Raw genomic sequence first — 15,978 nt, 5'->3', positions numbered from 1 at the left:
TGCCGGCGATAGGGCCTTGGCAGATCAACCCTGCGGCTGCATCGCCGCAAAGTGCGCCGCCAGGATCATGGCGAACTCCTCGACGGTCATCTTCTTGCCGTTGAAGTCGACCATGCCATCGGCATAGTGCAGGCTCGATACCACGTCGTTGCCCTGCACGGTGGCCATGCCGCTCTGCAGTGCCATCATGCCGACCATCTCACCGGCCTGGCTGGACTGCATGGCAATCGCCTGGGCGTCGGTCTGCCCTTCGAGCAAGGCCTGCAGGGTCGCCAGGTCGCCGATCATCGGCTTGGACAGCGAGAGCTTGCTCTTGACCTGAGTAATCAGCTGCTTGCCAAGCTGGTCGGGCGGCAGGTCGAAGGACGTCGGGCTGGCGAAATCCATCGACAGGTTGAAGCGGCTTTCGCCATTGGCCGTCTTGAACGACAGGTTCTCCACCGCCACCTGCGGCTTGGATGCCAGCAACTGCTGCAGGTCGCCCTGGAACTTGGCCTTCTCGGCCTCGTCCATCTGGATTTGCGGCACGGGCTCGCCAGCGGCGGCAGCCGCCTCGAACTCTGGCAAGTGCGCCTGGTACCACTGCGACAAGGCCTGCAGGGCCGGGGCATTGATCGACTTGATGCTCACCGCCAGCTGGCCACTGCCGACCGCGCGGCCGTCCCAGGTAATGTCCGCCACCTTGTAGTCCACGCGGCCACCCACGGTGCCCGGGCCATCGAGGGTCTGCAGGGCATTCTGCTCGATGCCCTTGAGCAACAGCACCTGTTGCTTGGGCCCCAGCGTGGCCTTGGCCTCGGCCAACAGCAGGTCGACATTGCCGACATAGATCATGTCGTGCTCGGTGGCCGCCAGGTTGCCGCCAATCTTCAGGCCTTGCAGCTCGAAGGTTGCAGGCGGGTGGTCAGCGCCCACCAGCTTGATGTCCAGGCGCTCGGCAGCGCCATGGAATTTCGAGGCCTTGCCGTCCCGGTCGCCCGCAGCTTCCAGGTGCATGCCCGAAAAATCTACGCTACTGCCGTTGCCGTCCTTGAAGTTGAACGGCGCCACCTGGACGACGCTGTCGACGCTGCCGCCGTAGCCCAGGCTGACCTGCGCAGTCACCGGTGGCTTGTCGCCCGTGGCGGCGAACCAGGGCGCGGTGAAGTCGTCTTTTTGCAGCACGCTGTTGCTGGTGGCCATCACCGGCATCAGCTTCAGGGCCTTGACCCGCGACCAGGGGAACGGGCCGTGTTCGATCTGGTCGGTGAGGCCGACCTCGAAGTTGACCGCTTCGCCATGGCCGACGTTGATGTCCTTGGCCTTGACGCGATACTGCGCGGTGCTGGTGAAGAAGTGCTGCTCAAGCCCGACCAGCTCGATGGTCACGCTGCCGCCGGTGCCGACCAGGGCCTTTTTCAGCTCGGCATTGCCCAGGCTCACGGAATGCTCCAGCTCGGCAGGAAGCTGCTTGCCGGTGTACCAGGCGCCAGCGGTGGTTGCGACGGCAATGGCGATGGCCAGGCCGGAAAGGATGCCTACTGATTTCTTCATGAATTGAACCGATCGATGTCCATATGGGGTGGGCTTGCAGCCGGGTGGCCGCGCAGGTTGCAAAGGATATCACCGCACCCCTGGCGAAAGGGTGGCCACTGCGACGAAATGGGTCGTTTCGGCGGCATCCTGCAGCCTTGTTCAGTACCGCCCTATTCGTTCAATTTTACGAACATTCGCATCGATCGAAATCGCAAAAAACCGCGCAAAAACCGAACATATCGGCCTTTTAACCGATAAATGTTTCAGTTTGGCAACATCTTGTCATGTTTAACTTGACACCCACCCGGCCATCGTTTTTTATTTTCACCACCTTGCCCAGCGCCACTCCACGAAGAAGAAAAGCCGCGCCGTCATGATGCCTCATCGCCCCTGCCCGCACGCTCCACCTTCCTAGCCCAGGCTCTGCCAGCTCGACAACGGCGCCTCGCCCGCGCCTACCTCTGCTCCAACAATAAAAGGTGAACAACATGGAGCCCACCCGCTCGCCCGCGCCGCACGCGCAATCCACTGCACCCGTCGTTCACGCCCAGCAGCAGGAGCCATGCCAGCATGCAGCCTGACCACAGCGCCACCGGCAACGGCCAACTCCGTAAAACCCTGCGCCTCTGGCACGTGATCATCATCGGCCTGGCCTACCTGACGCCGATGACCGTGTTCGACACCTTCGGCATCGTCTCCGGCATCACCTCCGGGCATGTGCCCAGCGCCTACATCCTGGCGCTGGCCGGCATCTTGTTCACCGCCGTGAGCTACGGCACCCTGGTGCGCCGTTTCCCGCAATCGGGGTCGGCCTATACCTACACCCAACGCGCGATCAACCCGCACGTGGGCTTCCTGGTCGGCTGGTCGTCGCTGCTCGACTACCTGCTGCTGCCGATGGTCAACGCCCTGCTGGCCAAGCTCTACCTGTCGGCCATGTTCCCTGAAGTGCCGGAGTGGATCTGGGTGGCCGGCTTCGTCACCCTGATCAGCCTGATCAACATGCGCAGCGTCAACCTGGTGGCGCACTTCAACCTGCTGTTCGTGGCGGTGCAGGTGGCGATCATCGCCGTGTTCATCTACCTCTGCGTGCGCGGCCTGGACCAGGGCGAAGGCCTGGGTACCACCTGGAGCCTGATCCCGTTTGCCGACGGCCAGACCCAGCTCAGCGCACTGGCCGCCGGGGCCACCATCCTGTGCTTCTCGTTCCTGGGCTTCGACGCCGTGACCTGCCTGTCGGAAGAAACCCAGAACCCTAGCAAGACCATTCCGCGGGCGATCTTCCTCACCGCCCTGATCGGCGGCTGCGTGTTCATCACCGTGTCGTACTTCATCCAGGCCTACTTCCCGACCATGACGCGCTTCCACGACCAGGAAGCCGCCCTGCCGGAAATCGCGCTGTATGTCGGCGGCAAGCTGTTCCAGTCGATCTTCATCGCCTGCACCGTGATCAACACCATCGCCTCTGGCCTGGCCTCGCAGACCAGCGTTTCGCGCCTCCTGTACGTGATGGGCCGCGACAACGTGATCCCGGCCAGCATCTTTGCCCGCCTGCACTCGCGCTACAAGACGCCGGTGCTGAACATCGCGGTGGTCGGGCTGATCTCGCTGTCGGCGATCTTCTTCGACCTGGTGACCGCCACCTCGATCATCAACTTCGGCGCGCTGGTGGCCTTCAGCTTCGTCAACCTGTCGGTGATCAACCACTGCTACCTGCGTGAAGGCCAGCGCCAAGGCTGGGCCAACAAACTCAAGTACCTGGTGTTGCCGACCATCGGCTTCTGCATCATCGTGTCGCTGTGGCTCGACCTGAACGCTCACTCGCTGTTGTTCGGCGGCGTCTGGGCGCTGGTTGGCGTGCTGTACCTGGCCTGGCTGACCAAAGCCTTCACCGCCGCGCCACCGAACTACGTTGCCGAATGACTTACGCCGCCCACAACGCCCGCTGACATGCGGGCGTTGTTCTTGATCGAAAAGGACTGCCCTCATGCCGCTGCGTCGCCTCTCCATCCAATGGAAGATCACCCTGCTCGCGGGCCTGTGCCTGCTGGCCATCGTCGCCTTGCTGGTTGCCACCTCGCTGACCCAGGCGCGCAGCAGCGCGGCGCTGGTCAGCCAGGCCAACAGCGAGATGCTCGATCACAGCGCCCGCCTGCGCCTGCAGGCCCACGCCGAAACCCAGGCGCTGCGCATCCAGCGCTACTTCATGGATGCCTACCAGTACGCCAACGGCTTCGCCCGCCTGGCACAGGTGCTGAAGGCGCGTGGCGGCAATGACCTGCGCGCCGAACTGACCCGCCAGGCCCACGCCAGCCTTGCCGGCAACCCGGACGTGATCGGCCTGTACCTGGTGTTCCAGCCCAACGCCCTGGACCACCAGGACAGCCAGTTCGTCGGCCAGGACAGCGCCGGCAGCAACGAAAGCGGGCGTTTCTCGCTGTACTGGTCGCAACCCAGCCCCGGCACCCTGGAGCTGGAAGCGATGCCCGAATCGATGCTCAACGATGCCAGCCTAGGCACCAATGGCGCGCCCAAGAACCGCTGGCTGACCTGCCCCCTGGAAACGGCCAGGGCCTGCGTGCTCGAGCCCTACCTGGATGAGGTCAATGGCCACCAGGTGCTGATGACCAGCATTGCCCTGCCGCTTTTGGAGAACGGCAAGGTGGTCGGCGTGGTCGGCCTGGACATCGGCCTGGACAACCTGCAGCAGCTGAGCCTGCAAGGCCGCCAGGACCTGTTCGACGGCCAGGGCCAGGTCAGCATCGTCAGCGCCAGCGACCTGCTCGCCGGCAACAGCCGCGACAGCGCCAAGCTCGGCGCGCCGCTGGACCAGGCCGTGGCCAACGGCGTGCTGCGCGTGGCCCGGCCGTTCTCGCCAATCCCCGACGCCGCCCCTTGGCAAGTGCTGCTGGAACTGCCAGAGGCCGTGCTGCAGGCCCCTGCGGTGGCCCTCAACCAGCGCCTGGACGCGCACAACCAGAGCGCCAACCTGACCGGCCTGCTGATCGGCCTGGGCGCGGCGGTAGTCGGCCTGCTGCTGGTCTGGCTGACTGCCCGTGGCGTGACCCGGCCGATCCTCGCCGTGGCCGCACGGCTCAAGGACATCGCCAGCGGCGAAGGCGACCTCACCCGTCGCCTGGACTACGCCCGCGACGACGAACTGGGCCAGCTCAGCGGCTGGTTCAACCGCTTCCTCGACAAGCTGCAGCCGGTGATTGCCCAGGTCAAAGGCTCGCTGCACGAAGCCCGCGGCACCGCCGACCAGTCCGCCGCCATCGCCAGCCAGACCAGCAGCGGCATGCAGCAGCAGCAACGCGAGATCGAGCAGGTGGCCACCGCCGCCAACGAGATGAGCGCCACCGCCCAGGACGTCGCCCACAATGCCGCGCAAGCGGCCCAGGCAGCGCGGGGCGCCGACCAGGCCAGCCGCGAAGGCCTGCAACTGATCGCCAGCACCCGCCAGGCCATCGACCAGCTGGCGGCCGGCATGAACACCGCAATGGACGAAGCCCGCGCCCTGGAAAACCGCAGCGAGCAGATCGGCTCGGTCCTGGAGGTGATCCGCGCCATTGCCGAGCAGACCAACCTGCTGGCGCTCAATGCCGCGATCGAAGCCGCCCGTGCTGGCGAGGCCGGGCGTGGCTTTGCCGTGGTCGCCGACGAAGTGCGCAGCCTGGCCCAGCGCACCCAGGTGTCGGTGGAAGAGATTCGCCAGGTGATCGAAGGCCTGCAGCAAGGCACCCAGGATGTGGTCGGCGCCATGCATGATGGCCAGCGCCAGGCCCAGGCCAGTGCAACGCGCATGGAGCAGGCGCTGCCGGCGCTGCAGCGCATTGGCGAGGCGGTGACGGTGATCAGTGACATGAACCTGCAGATTGCTTCGGCAGCCGAAGAACAGAGCGCGGTGGCCGAGGAAGTGAACCGTAACGTGGCCGGCATTCGCGATGTGACAGAATCGCTGTCGGGCCAGGCCGATGAATCCGCGCGGATCAGCCAGGCCTTGAACCGCTTGGCCAATCAGCAGCAAGCTTTGATGGAACAGTTCCGCGTCTAGTCTGTACTGGCCCTATCGCCGGCAAGCCGGCTCCCACAGGCACCCCCACGGGATTCGATAGGGCCTGAACAGGCAACCCACTTTCGAAAATGAGTTCTACCCATGCAATCCCCCAACAAACCACCCTTCTTCGACATCACCAGCGAACAGGGCCTGTTACGCACCTCGATCGCCGTCACCCTGTTCATCGCCACCATCGGCATCGCCTTCGGCCTGGCCTCGGGTTCGTTCTCGATCGTCTTCGACGGCGTCTACTCGCTGGTCGACGCCAGCATGAGCGGCCTGTCGCTGGTGGTGGTCAAGCTGATCACCTCGCACGCCACCAGCCTGCAGCTGTCGCGCAAGCTGCGCGAGCGCTTCACCATGGGCTTCTGGCACCTGGAGCCGATGGTGCTGGCGCTCAACGGCATCCTGCTCAGCGGCGTGGCCATCTACGCGCTGATCAACGCCGTCAGCAGCCTGCTCGAAGGCGGCCGCCACCTGGAGTTCGGCATCGCGATGATCTACGCGGTGCTGACGGTGATCGCCTGCGCCACCATCGCCGTGGTGGAAAACCGCGCCAACCGCAAGCTCAAATCCGACTTCGTGCGCATGGACGTCAAGGGCTGGATCATGTCGGCCAGCATCACCGCCGCCTTGCTGATCGCCTTCTGCTTTGGCTATGCGGTGCAGGGCACCTCGCTGGAATGGGTGTCGCCGTACATCGACCCGGCGGTACTGGCGCTGGTGTGCCTGGTGATCATCCCGCTGCCACTGTCGGTGGTGCGCCAGGCCATGTCGGAAATCTTCCTGGTGACCCCTGGCGACCTCAAGCAGCATGTGGACGAAGTGTCGCGCGCGTTCGTCAGCAAGCACGGGTTGCAGTCGTACCGGGCCTACGTGGCCAAGGTCGGGCGCTCGCGGGAGATCGAGCTGTATTTCATCGTGCCCAAGGGCATGGGCGCCAAGTCCATCGACGAGTGGGACGCGCTGCGCAACGAAATTGGCGATGCCGTGGGTGGCGAAGGGCCGGATCGCTGGATCACCGTGGTGTTCACCGGTGATCCCGAGTGGGCTGAGTAACCGCAAGGCCGGCCACCTCGCTTGAAAACAACTGCGCCTTGACCTCGTAGCGCTTGCCCAGGATTTCGCCCATGCCGAGCCAGTTCATGCCTTCGTAGGTCAGGCGCACGCTGCCGCCGTCCAGGGTGAACGCGTAGCCACCATCAGAAATGAACCGGTAGCCCTGGGCGTTCACCGCGAGCAGCCGGTAGCCATTGGCCGACGGCGAGTAAAGCGCCTGGACCCGCTTCAGGTAATGCGGGGCCATTGCGCCGAACATCGATTTCACCGACCGCGCGTAGTCATCCAGGGGCAGGCCGTCATAGCGCTCCAGGGCACCTGCGATCAGCGCGAAATATTCGGCATTGGCACGTGCGATGGACATCTTCACCGCCAGCAGCGTCATCAGCTTCTGGTTGTCCACGGCCTCGCCGTCGGGGGTTGCCCCCGCCTTCGCCTTGCCGACCGCGCCTGGCACCCGGGCGGTGTAATCGGCCGGATCAAGCGGCGTGAAGACGCTGGCGGCGACATAACTGGCGCACGCCAACTGGCGGCCAGGCTGGTCATCATTGACCAGCATCGAAAGCGGATGGCCATTGGCAGGGATTGCCCCTGGCTTGAGCCCATCCTGCTCCAGGCTTCGCCAGATCTGCTCCTGGCTCACCTCGCCGCGGGCCAGCAGGCACACGCGCTGGATGACCGACTCATCGAACGTCGCATCCAGCTTCGGCGCCATCGATCTGACCGCACTCTGCACGATAGGCAGGGCGGGCACCGACGTGGTGTGCTGCGTGAGCAGCGTGGGCTTGGCGGAACCAAGCGAGCCAACAAGCTGATCGCAACCGGGCAGTGCCGCCAGGGCGATCAGGGCCAGCGCAAAGCGTGCAGGTAGTTTCACATTCATGCTCCTCATGAACCTGGCGGCGCTTGGCCGCCAGGTATCCATCGCCGTGTGCTGTCGCTTCAGAACTGGTAGCCAACGCCAATGCCCACGCCCATGTCGTTGCGCGAGTTGGTATTGAGCTGCGCCTTGGTGACCCAGCGGCCATTGCCCGACAGGTACGAGACCCCCAGCGCGACAGCCGATTGCCCGCGATAGCCAGCCCCGCCCAGCGCCACCATGCTCGCACCCGGGGAGTACGATTGCGGCAGGCTGGCCATGGCCATGGCCCCGGCAATACCTGCGCTGAGTACATCGTCCTGGCGCTTGAGGTCGTGCTTGAGCTCGCTGAAGCGGCTATCGGTGTAGGCATTGGCATCGTGAGTGATGTTGGCCAGGCTGCTGGTGAGCTGCCCCAGGTTGACCGCATCGGTATCGCTGGTGGCCGCTGCGACGTTGGTGACCTGCCGCTCGTTACCGACGCTGCCGACCGACACGCTGTTCGCGCGGTTGGTGCTGGAGTTGGCGCCGAGCGCCAGCGAGTTGTCATGGCTGGCAGTGGCGCCATTGCCAACCGCCGTGGCATTGCTGGCGGTGGCAGCAGCACCATTGCCCATGGCGCTGGCGTTGTCGCCCGAAGCGCTGGCGCCCGCGCCAGCGGCGAAGCTGTCGCCCCCCGTGGCTTTGGGCGCCGGTCGCGCCTTGCTGTTGTTGACCTGGAGCATCCCGGCCTTGCCCTGCTCGAGGTCGTTCAAACGGTTATCGGCCACCGCCACCGAGTTGTTGATCGAGCTGATCGAGTTGTCGGTGTACTGCTTCGACTGCGCCACAGCGCCGTCGAGTTGCCGCAGGTTGACCGCATCATTGGCTTCCTTGCCGTCGGCCACGTTGCTCAAGGTACGGGTCTCACCGGTGGCTGCATTGCCGATCGAAACCGTACCCACCGGGTTGTTGCTGGCGTCGGAATATTTCCCGGTATAACTCTCCGCACCGCGCCCACCATCGCTGGCACCGGCCCCCAGGGCTACGCTGCCTGCGGCCTGGGCTTGCGCGCCGTCGCCCATGGCGATGGCCTTGGAGCCACTTGCGACAGCGTCATGACCGGCTGCCAGCGCCTGGTCGCCAGCTGCAACTGCACCACCGCCCATGGCCGTGGCGTCGGCGCCGTTCGCCTGTGCCGCGGCCGCGGTAGAGTTACTTTTGAAGTACGGCGAAGCCGCCCCTGGGCCACCACTGTTCACGGTGTTTTCCAGGATGTTCAGGCGCGAGGTGACATTGCGCACCGAGTTGCCCATGCCATCGACACTGGTGTTGGTTGCGAACAACTGGCTGCCGTTGACGGCATCGGTGCTGTCGGCGCTGATACGCCCTGCCGCGACATGGGTGAGCTGCCGTTCGGCGCCCAGGCTGCCGATACTGAACACCCCCACCGGCGCCCCGCCCGCATAGGTGTACTGCAGGGTATCCAGCGTGCCGCCCAGCACGGGCACGGCGGCTTCGGTGGTCGAGCCACTGCCGATCGCGACCGAGTTGGCCTCGCTGGCGTTGGCGCCATTGCCGATGGCCACCGCGTTGGTTGCCGAGGCAACGGCTGCCGGGCCGGCGGCCAGGCTGTCGGCGCCAGTGGCCGCACTGTCCACCTGGGTCGAGTTGCTGTGGAAGTACTTGATGCCCGCGCCGTTGTTGACCACGTTGTCGAAGCTGTTGCCCAGGTTGGTGACTGTATTGCCCAGGTTGGTCACCGTGCTGCCAATCCCACCCACGGTAGTGTCCAGGCCGGACATCGCCAGGCCCAGGTCATCGACAGCCTGGTTGGTGGCAAACAGCTGGCTGCCGTTGACCGCATCGGTGCTGGCAGCGCTCAGCTGGCCGGCCGCGACGTTGGTCACCTGCCGCTCGGCGCCCACGCTGCCGACGCTGAGCACGCCGGTCGGCGCGGCGCCGGCAAAGGTGTAGGCCGTGCCGTTCACCGAACCACCCGCTACCGCGACTGCCGCGGCCGTGGTAGCGCCACTGCCGATGGCCACGGAGTTGGCATCGCTGGCCGTGGCACCATTGCCCAACGCGACGCTATTGACCGCCGTGGCGCTTGCAACCGGCCCCACGGCAACGCTGTCGGTACCCGTGGCGCTGCTGTCGGCCAGGGTCGAGTTGCTGTGGAAGTATTTGATACCGGCGCCGTTGTTGACCACGTCGTCGAAGCTGTTGCCCAGGTTGGTGACCGTGGTTCCAAGGTTGGTCACGGTGGTACCCAGGTTGGTCACCGTATTGCCAAGGTTAGTCACCGTCGAACCGATCCCACCCAAAGTGGTGTCCATGCCGGAGACCGCCAAGCCCAGATCGTCGACTGCCCGATTGGTGGCAAACAGCTGGCTGCCGTTGACCCCATCGGTGCTGGTAGCGCTCAGCTGGCCAGCCGCGACGTTGGTCAGCTGCCGCTCGGCACCCACGCTGCCGACACTGAGCACACCGGTCGGCGCTGCGCCGGCAAAAGTGTAGGCCGTGCCATTGACCAGGCCACCCGCCACCGCGACTGCCGCGGACGTGGTGGCACCGCTGCCGAGGGCCACGGAGTTGGCATCACTGGCCGTGGCTCCATTGCCCAAGGCGACGCTATTGACCGCCGTGGCGCTGGCAACCGGCCCCATGGCAACGCTGTCGGCGCCAGTGGCGCTGCTGTCGGCCAGGGTCGAGTTGCTGTGGAAGTACTTGATACCGGCGCCGTTGTTGACCACGTCGTCGAAGCTGTTGCCCAGGTTGGTGACCGTGGTGCCCAGGTTGGTCACTGTCGAACCCAGATTGGTCACCGTCGTGCCCAGGCCACTTACCGTGGTGTCCAGGCCCGTGACTGTCGCCCCCAGGTCATCGACCGCCTGGTTGGTGGCGAACAGCTGGCTGCCGTTGACGGCGTCTGTGCTGGCAGCGCTCAACTGGCCGGCCGCGACATTGGTCACCTGCCGCTCGGCGCCCACGCTGCCGACGCTGAGTACACCGGTCGGCGCGGCACCGGCAAAGGTGTAGGCCGTGCCATTGACCGAGCCACCGGCCACTGCGACCGCCGCAGAGGTGGTGGCGCCGCTGCCCAGGGCCACGGAGTTGGCATCACTGGCCGTGGCACCGTTGCCCAACGCGACGCTATTGGCCGCCGTGGCGCTTGCCACCGGCCCCATGGCTACGCTGTCGGTGCCGGTGGCGCTGCTGTCGGCCAGGGTCGAGTTGCTGTGGAAGTACTTGATACCGGCACCGTTGTTGACCACGTTGTTGAAGCTGTTGCCCAAGTTGGTCACTGTGGTGTCCAGGCCATCTACCCGAGTGTCGATACCCGTGACTGTTGCGCCCAGGTCATCGACAGCCTGGTTGGTGGCAAACAGCTGGCTGCCGTTGATGGCATCGGTGCTGGCAGCGCTCAACTGGCCGGCCGCGACATTGGTCACCTGCCGCTCGGCGCCCACGCTGCCGACGCTGAGCACACCGGTCGGCGCGGCGCCGGCAAAGGTGTAGGCCGAGCCGTTGAGCGAGCCACCCGTCACCGCGACCGCCGCGGCCGTGGTGGCGCCGCTGCCGAGGGCCACGGAGTTGGCATCAGCGGCCGTGGCGCCGTTGCCCAACGCGACGCTATTGGCCGCCGTGGCGCTGGCAACCGGCCCAATGGCTACGCTGTCGGCGCCGGTGGCGTTGCTGTCGGCCAGGGTCGAGTTGCTGTGGAAATACTTGATACCGGCGCCGTTGTTGACCACGTTGTTGAAGCTGGTACCCAGGTTGGTGACCGTGGTCCCGAGGTTGGTAACTGTCGTGCCCAGGTTGGTCACCGTCGAGCCAATGCCCGTGACCACTACACCCAGGTTATCGACAGCCTGATTGGTGGCAAACAGCTGGCTGCCGTTGATGGCGTCGGTGCTGGCAGCACTCAGCTGGCCCGCCGCAACGTTGATCACCTGCCGCTCGGCACCTGCAACCCCCATACTCACCACACCCGTTGGGGTGGCACCGGCGAACGTGAACGGGGTCCCATTGACGGTGCCGCCAGCGACGGCGACCGCCGCTCTGGTCGTTGCACCGTTGCCCAGAGCAACAGAGTTGACAGTACTTGCAGTGGCACCATCGCCCAGGGCAAGACCAAAGTTGGCAGTTCCCCTGGCGCCTCGGCCGAGGGCGATGGCAGATGTGGCGCTGACGTTGCTCTGCCCACCGATAGCGATACCATCGACGCCGCTGGCGCTCGCGGCTGCTACGCCGTTGCGGCCGATTGACAGCGCGCCCGCTGCCGCTGCACTCGCACCATCCCCCAATGCGGTGGCATTGGCCGCAGTCACGCGGCTGTTCTGCCCGAGCGCTACCGAAGCCACCGAGTTGATGTCGGCGCTTGCGTTCTGCCCGAGCGCAGTTGACCCATCGGCGAGCGCCTTGCTTTGCCGGCCTATCGCGACCGAGTTCACCCCTGTCGAGTTGGCCGCATCACCAATGGCGACACCAAAGTTGGAAGCCGTCGCCCCGCTGCCAGCACCAATTGCAATAGAAAATGGCCCGCAAGTCGAATTACCGGCAGATCCATCGCCGACCTGACCCAGTTCCATACATGTACCGGCCAATGCCGACTCCGTAGTACCCGCCAAGGTAATCAACACAGGAAGCATTATTAATCTAGACAAACTCACGCGTTTACGGGCCACTAACTCCGACACCGCCACCCAGGTTTGGGAAGCCACGTTCCAAATAACTGCATATGTCTTGTTCATCACTAGCACTCCTGTGAAGTTTTATACCTGCGCACAGCACGTCCGTGGCTTGAATACCTTCTAACTATTTGATCCGGGCCAGCCGGGCGGGCTTGCCGTAGGCGGCTGCGCGGCGGCTAGAAGGCTGAAACAGGCCTTTGATGAGTCGAGCAATTGAAGTGTCGGGCGAGGTTTATGTCACCGATGGAAAACCCGCATTAACGAAACGTAAACTTAACGACATAATGTTGGTAATTAACCACCTCTCAAATATTGGGCATGAGCAGATCATAGCCACTACCCGAGAGGAATCTACTGTTAAAAATACTAGTTTTACAGACACAACTAAGCGTGTGACGCCGGCGCTGAAACGTGTGAGCAACCACTTTTCTTCAACCGATTAAATTAAAACCTGCACGAAAACTGACGCTTAATTAAAAGCTTGGATGATTTCGATTATTTTTAATAAGTAGGCTTTAAATCCACTCAGGCGAAAAAAGCCCGCTGCAGAGAAGGGAGGCATTCATGGATGACTGTGCTGCGCCTGGACGGGTGCCGATCGGCAAAACGAAAAAGCCCGCCACCGTTTCCGGTAGCGGGCTTTGACTTACTGCGTATGGTGGGTCGTGTAGGATTCGAACCTACGACCAATTGGTTAAAAGCCAACTGCTCTACCAACTGAGCTAACGACCCGTTGGATGGCGCGTATAATACTGATTTCTAACGGGAAATCAACACCCCATCGTAAAATTTTTCAAAAATATCGGGTTGGGTCTGCTACACCGGCAGCCTTGAAGCCGTCGGCGCGCAGGCGGCAGCTGTCGCACTTGCCACAGGCACGGCCTTCATCATCGGCCTGGTAGCACGAAACGGTCAGGCTGTAGTCGACGCCACGGGCCATGCCCGCCTGCACGATCTGCGCCTTGCTCAGGTTCTGCAGCGGCGCCTGGATGCTAAAGCCCTGCCCTTCGACGCCGGCCTTGGTGGCCAGGTTGGCCATGCGCTCGAACGCTTCGACGAACTCCGGGCGGCAATCCGGGTAGCCGGAGTAGTCCACCGCGTTGACACCGATGAAGATGTCGCGCGCTTGCAGCACTTCAGCCCAGCCCAAGGCCAGGGACAGGAACACGGTATTGCGAGCCGGCACGTAAGTGACCGGAATACCCTCGCCGGGAGCTTCCGGCACGTCGATGCTGGTGTCGGTCAGGGCCGAGCCACCGATACCGTCGAGGTTCAGGCCAATCACCTTGTGCTCGACCACCCCCAGGTCGCGGGCGACCCGGGCTGCAGCGTTGAGCTCGGCCCGGTGGCGCTGGCCGTAGTCGAAGCTCATGGTGTAGCAGCTGTAGCCTTCGGCCTTGGCCATGGCTACCACGGTGGCCGAGTCGAGGCCGCCAGACAGCAGGATTACCGCGCGTTTTTCAGTCATGTGCTCTTACTCTCTATCAGCGTCCGGGTTCGTCGTTCCACAGCAGCTTGTGCAGCTGCAACTGGAAACGCACGGGCAGGTTGTCGGCAACGATCCAGTCAGCCAGGTCGCTAGCCTTCACCTGGTGATGGCTGGGCGAGAACAGCACTTCGCCCGCACGCTCGGCGAGGTTGTACTGGATCAGCTTGGACACTGCCCAGTCGTAGTCCTCGCGCGAACAGATGACGAACTTGACCTGGTCGTTGCGGGTCAGGTGCTCGATGTTCTCGTACAGATTGCGATGGGATTCTTCGGAGCCTGGGGTCTTGAGGTCTACCACGCGGCTGACGCGCACGTCGGTTGCCGAGATATCCAGGGCGCCACTGGTTTCCAGCGAAACCTCGTAGCCGGCATCGCACAGGCGCTGCAGCAGCGGCAAGGCATTCGGCTGGGCCAAAGGCTCGCCACCGGTGACGCAGACGTAGCGCGGCTTGAAGCCCGCCACCTGCTCCAGGATCGAGTCGAGGGTGCGCACGGTGCCGCCACTGAAGGCGTAGGCACTGTCGCAGTACTGGCAGCGCAGGGGGCAACCGGTCAGGCGCACGAATACCGTGGGCAGCCCAGCCGTTCGTGTTTCACCCTGCAACGAGTAAAAGACTTCGGTGATGCGTAATGTGTCTTGCATGATCGCCACGGGCGTGACAGCTAAACAGGCTGTCCGCCTCCGTCAGGCACTGCAGCGGACTCGACAAAGCGTTATCCGCAGCAGCGTGTTTAGGAAAAAAGGGCACTGATTCTAACGAAAAAACCCGCGGCGAGCGCGGGTTTCTTTCCAACGGTACAGCTCAGAGCTTCTGCAGGTCGCGTTGCGCCAGTTGCGCGGCAGAGGTGCCGGGGTACTGGGTGATGACTTGCTGCAGGATACCCTTGACCTTGTCGGTGTGGCCCATGCGGCGCTCGACGTCGGCCAGCTTGTACAGGGAGTCCGGTACCTTGCTGTGCTTGGGGTACTTCTGGCTGACCTGGGCGAACGCCTGGCTGGCACCTTGCAGGTCGCCCTTGGCCAGATTCACCTCACCCAGCCAGTACTGGGCATTGCCGGCGTACTGGCTGTTCGGGTACTTGCGCAGGAAGGCATTGAACGCCTGGCTGGCCTTGTCGAAGTCCTTCTGCTTGATCAGGTCGAAAGCCGCGTCGTAATAGAGCTTCTCTTTCGCCGGATCGCCCGGCTCGCTGTTGGCGGCCGGTTGTTGTTGTGCAGCAGCGCCTGCGGCGCCGGCTGCGGCACCGGCGGCAGCATCGGGAGCTGCACCGGTGGAGGAATTATCGGGGGTCGCGGCAGGCGCGCCACCACTGTTGATGCGACGGTCCAGATCCTGGTAACGCTCCAGGTTCTCCTGCTTCATGCGGGCGACATCGTTCTGCAACTCTTCGATGATGCCTTGCTGGCGGGAAATCTGATCCTGCATCTGTTGCAGCTGCATGAACAGCTGGCCCTGTGCCGAGGCAGGGGTCGAAGCCCCTGCCCCGGCATAGGCGCCGCTCGTGCCATAACCCGAAGGTGGGTAAGCACCTCCGTTGTCATCTACTACAGGAACCGCAGCCCACGCTGAAAGCGGAAGGCTGAGTGCGAGGACGGTTACAGCACGACGGCACATACGCATGAGAACTTACTTACGCAGTTCTACGCGACGGTTTTGAGCCCAGGACTGCTCGTCGTTGCCGGTAGCAACTGGACGCTCTTCGCCGTAGGAAACCAGTTCCAGCTGAGCAGGGGAAACGCCCTGCAGAACCAGGTAGCGCTGAACGGCCTTGGCACGACGCTCACCCAGAGCCATGTTGTACTCGCGGGTGCCGCGCTCGTCGGTGTTGCCTTCCAGAACAACGCGGTTGCCGTTGGCTTTCAGGTCCTTGGCGTGAACGTCCAGAGCGCGCATGGCTTCTGGCTTCAGGTCCGAGCTGTCGTATTCGAAGTAGAAGGTGGTGATTGCGCGCAGAGCTGCTTCTTCGCTCAGGGAGCCGTCAACAGCACCGGTGTTGGCGCCGTAACCAGCGTTCGGATCAACAGCGCCTTCACCAGCGTTGTCACCGCCTTTCGAGGAGCAACCTACAGCTACGGCCATGGCCAGAGCCAGCGCAGCAAATTTACCAAACTTCAGCATTTCCATCGTGAAACTCCTAATGAAACCCCAGTGTGTTAAGCAAAAGTATTACGCCGCAATCAGTTCAGGTAAGGGGACCAGGACGGTTCTCTGACTTCGCCTTGAGCGGTAGGAAGTGGGAGCCTCACGCGGCCATTAAGCGACACGAGCATCAAGACTCCCCGGCCCTGCTGGCGGGTGGCGTAGATTAGCATGGTGCCGTT

The 15,978-nt window shown here is 63.6% G+C and carries 10 protein-coding genes, 1 tRNA gene and 3 pseudogenes; 4 read left to right on the top strand and 10 right to left on the bottom strand.

Annotated elements, in window-relative coordinates:
- Positions 1 to 24 precede the first annotated feature (24 nt).
- The gene (locus B3E94_RS04960; protein ID WP_286912548.1) at positions 25 to 1,533 is read right to left on the bottom strand and encodes a YdgA family protein; all 1,509 of its coding nucleotides are present in this window, start codon (positions 1,531 to 1,533) and stop codon (positions 25 to 27) included.
- A 552-nt stretch (positions 1,534 to 2,085) separates the two neighbouring features.
- On the opposite strand from B3E94_RS04960, the gene B3E94_RS04955 reads away from it, so the two are divergent.
- From B3E94_RS04955 to B3E94_RS04945, 4 genes and pseudogenes are all read left to right on the top strand, one after another.
- Positions 2,086 to 3,438 carry an APC family permease gene (locus tag B3E94_RS04955; RefSeq protein ID WP_236193600.1) on the top strand — a complete coding sequence of 451 codons (1,353 nt, stop codon included), beginning with the start codon at positions 2,086 to 2,088 and terminating at the stop codon, positions 3,436 to 3,438.
- A 64-nt stretch (positions 3,439 to 3,502) separates the two neighbouring features.
- Positions 3,503 to 4,711, top strand: a pseudogene (locus B3E94_RS25480) (HAMP domain-containing protein); the annotation flags it as partial.
- A 102-nt stretch (positions 4,712 to 4,813) separates the two neighbouring features.
- Positions 4,814 to 5,569, top strand: a complete 756-nt coding sequence (locus B3E94_RS25475) for a methyl-accepting chemotaxis protein (protein ID WP_373874194.1) — start codon at positions 4,814 to 4,816, stop codon at positions 5,567 to 5,569.
- 102 nt (positions 5,570 to 5,671) lie between these two features.
- Entirely contained in the window at positions 5,672 to 6,631 is a 960-nt protein-coding gene (locus tag B3E94_RS04945) for a cation diffusion facilitator family transporter (RefSeq protein WP_286912546.1), read from the top strand.
- Here the strand turns inward: B3E94_RS04945 and B3E94_RS04940 are convergent.
- From B3E94_RS04940 to B3E94_RS04905, 9 genes and pseudogenes are all read right to left on the bottom strand, one after another.
- A complete protein-coding gene (locus B3E94_RS04940) occupies positions 6,603 to 7,514 on the bottom strand; it encodes a hypothetical protein (protein ID WP_286912545.1) in 912 nt (303 codons plus the stop codon). The two genes, B3E94_RS04945 and B3E94_RS04940, sit on opposite strands and share 29 nt — an antisense overlap.
- 59 nt (positions 7,515 to 7,573) lie before the next feature.
- Complete coding sequence (locus B3E94_RS04935) at positions 7,574 to 11,452, bottom strand: YadA family autotransporter adhesin (protein WP_286912544.1); 3,879 nt, start codon at positions 11,450 to 11,452, stop codon at positions 7,574 to 7,576.
- A 93-nt stretch (positions 11,453 to 11,545) separates the two neighbouring features.
- Positions 11,546 to 12,226 (bottom strand): annotated as a pseudogene (locus B3E94_RS25470) (ESPR-type extended signal peptide-containing protein); the annotation flags it as partial.
- A 596-nt stretch (positions 12,227 to 12,822) separates the two neighbouring features.
- Positions 12,823 to 12,898, bottom strand: a tRNA-Lys gene (locus tag B3E94_RS04930).
- 61 nt (positions 12,899 to 12,959) lie between these two features.
- Positions 12,960 to 13,634 carry a 7-cyano-7-deazaguanine synthase QueC gene (gene queC, locus B3E94_RS04925; RefSeq protein ID WP_176511598.1) on the bottom strand — a complete coding sequence of 225 codons (675 nt, stop codon included), beginning with the start codon at positions 13,632 to 13,634 and terminating at the stop codon, positions 12,960 to 12,962.
- Between the two features lie 16 nt (positions 13,635 to 13,650).
- On the bottom strand, positions 13,651 to 14,298 hold the full coding sequence (gene queE, locus B3E94_RS04920) for a 7-carboxy-7-deazaguanine synthase QueE (RefSeq protein WP_176511597.1): 648 nt from the start codon (positions 14,296 to 14,298) through the stop codon (positions 13,651 to 13,653).
- Between the two features lie 160 nt (positions 14,299 to 14,458).
- Entirely contained in the window at positions 14,459 to 15,277 is an 819-nt protein-coding gene (gene ybgF, locus B3E94_RS04915; protein ID WP_286912541.1) for a tol-pal system protein YbgF, read from the bottom strand.
- Positions 15,278 to 15,283: 6 nt separating this feature from the next.
- Positions 15,284 to 15,781, bottom strand: coding sequence for a peptidoglycan-associated lipoprotein Pal (gene pal / locus B3E94_RS04910; protein WP_023381906.1), 498 nt, complete (start codon positions 15,779 to 15,781; stop codon positions 15,284 to 15,286).
- Between the two features lie 53 nt (positions 15,782 to 15,834).
- Positions 15,835 to 15,978, bottom strand: a pseudogene (locus B3E94_RS04905) (Tol-Pal system protein TolB); the annotation flags it as partial.

Source organism: Pseudomonas sp. UBA6315 (genome assembly GCF_002438125.1).
GTDB lineage: Bacteria > Pseudomonadota > Gammaproteobacteria > Pseudomonadales > Pseudomonadaceae > Aquipseudomonas > Aquipseudomonas faucium.
The sequence above is the reverse complement of the archived record's forward strand: the minus strand, read 5'-3'. Positions and strand labels throughout refer to the sequence as shown.

Bases quoted from the DNA above. Each gene is read 5' to 3' on its own strand.
- pal (WP_023381906.1), bottom strand. From the start codon at position 15,781: ATGGAAATGCTGAAGTTTGGTAAATTTGCTGCGCTGGCTCTGGCCATG.
- queC (WP_176511598.1), bottom strand. From the start codon at position 13,634: ATGACTGAAAAACGCGCGGTAATCCTGCTGTCTGGCGGCCTCGACTCG.
- B3E94_RS04940 (WP_286912545.1), bottom strand. From the start codon at position 7,514: ATGAATGTGAAACTACCTGCACGCTTTGCGCTGGCCCTGATCGCCCTG.
- B3E94_RS04945 (WP_286912546.1), top strand. From the start codon at position 5,672: ATGCAATCCCCCAACAAACCACCCTTCTTCGACATCACCAGCGAACAG.
- B3E94_RS04935 (WP_286912544.1), bottom strand. From the start codon at position 11,452: ATGGGGGTTGCAGGTGCCGAGCGGCAGGTGATCAACGTTGCGGCGGGC.
- B3E94_RS04955 (WP_236193600.1), top strand. From the start codon at position 2,086: ATGCAGCCTGACCACAGCGCCACCGGCAACGGCCAACTCCGTAAAACC.
- B3E94_RS04960 (WP_286912548.1), bottom strand. From the start codon at position 1,533: ATGAAGAAATCAGTAGGCATCCTTTCCGGCCTGGCCATCGCCATTGCC.
- B3E94_RS25475 (WP_373874194.1), top strand. From the start codon at position 4,814: ATGCAGCAGCAGCAACGCGAGATCGAGCAGGTGGCCACCGCCGCCAAC.
- queE (WP_176511597.1), bottom strand. From the start codon at position 14,298: ATGCAAGACACATTACGCATCACCGAAGTCTTTTACTCGTTGCAGGGT.
- ybgF (WP_286912541.1), bottom strand. From the start codon at position 15,277: ATGCGTATGTGCCGTCGTGCTGTAACCGTCCTCGCACTCAGCCTTCCG.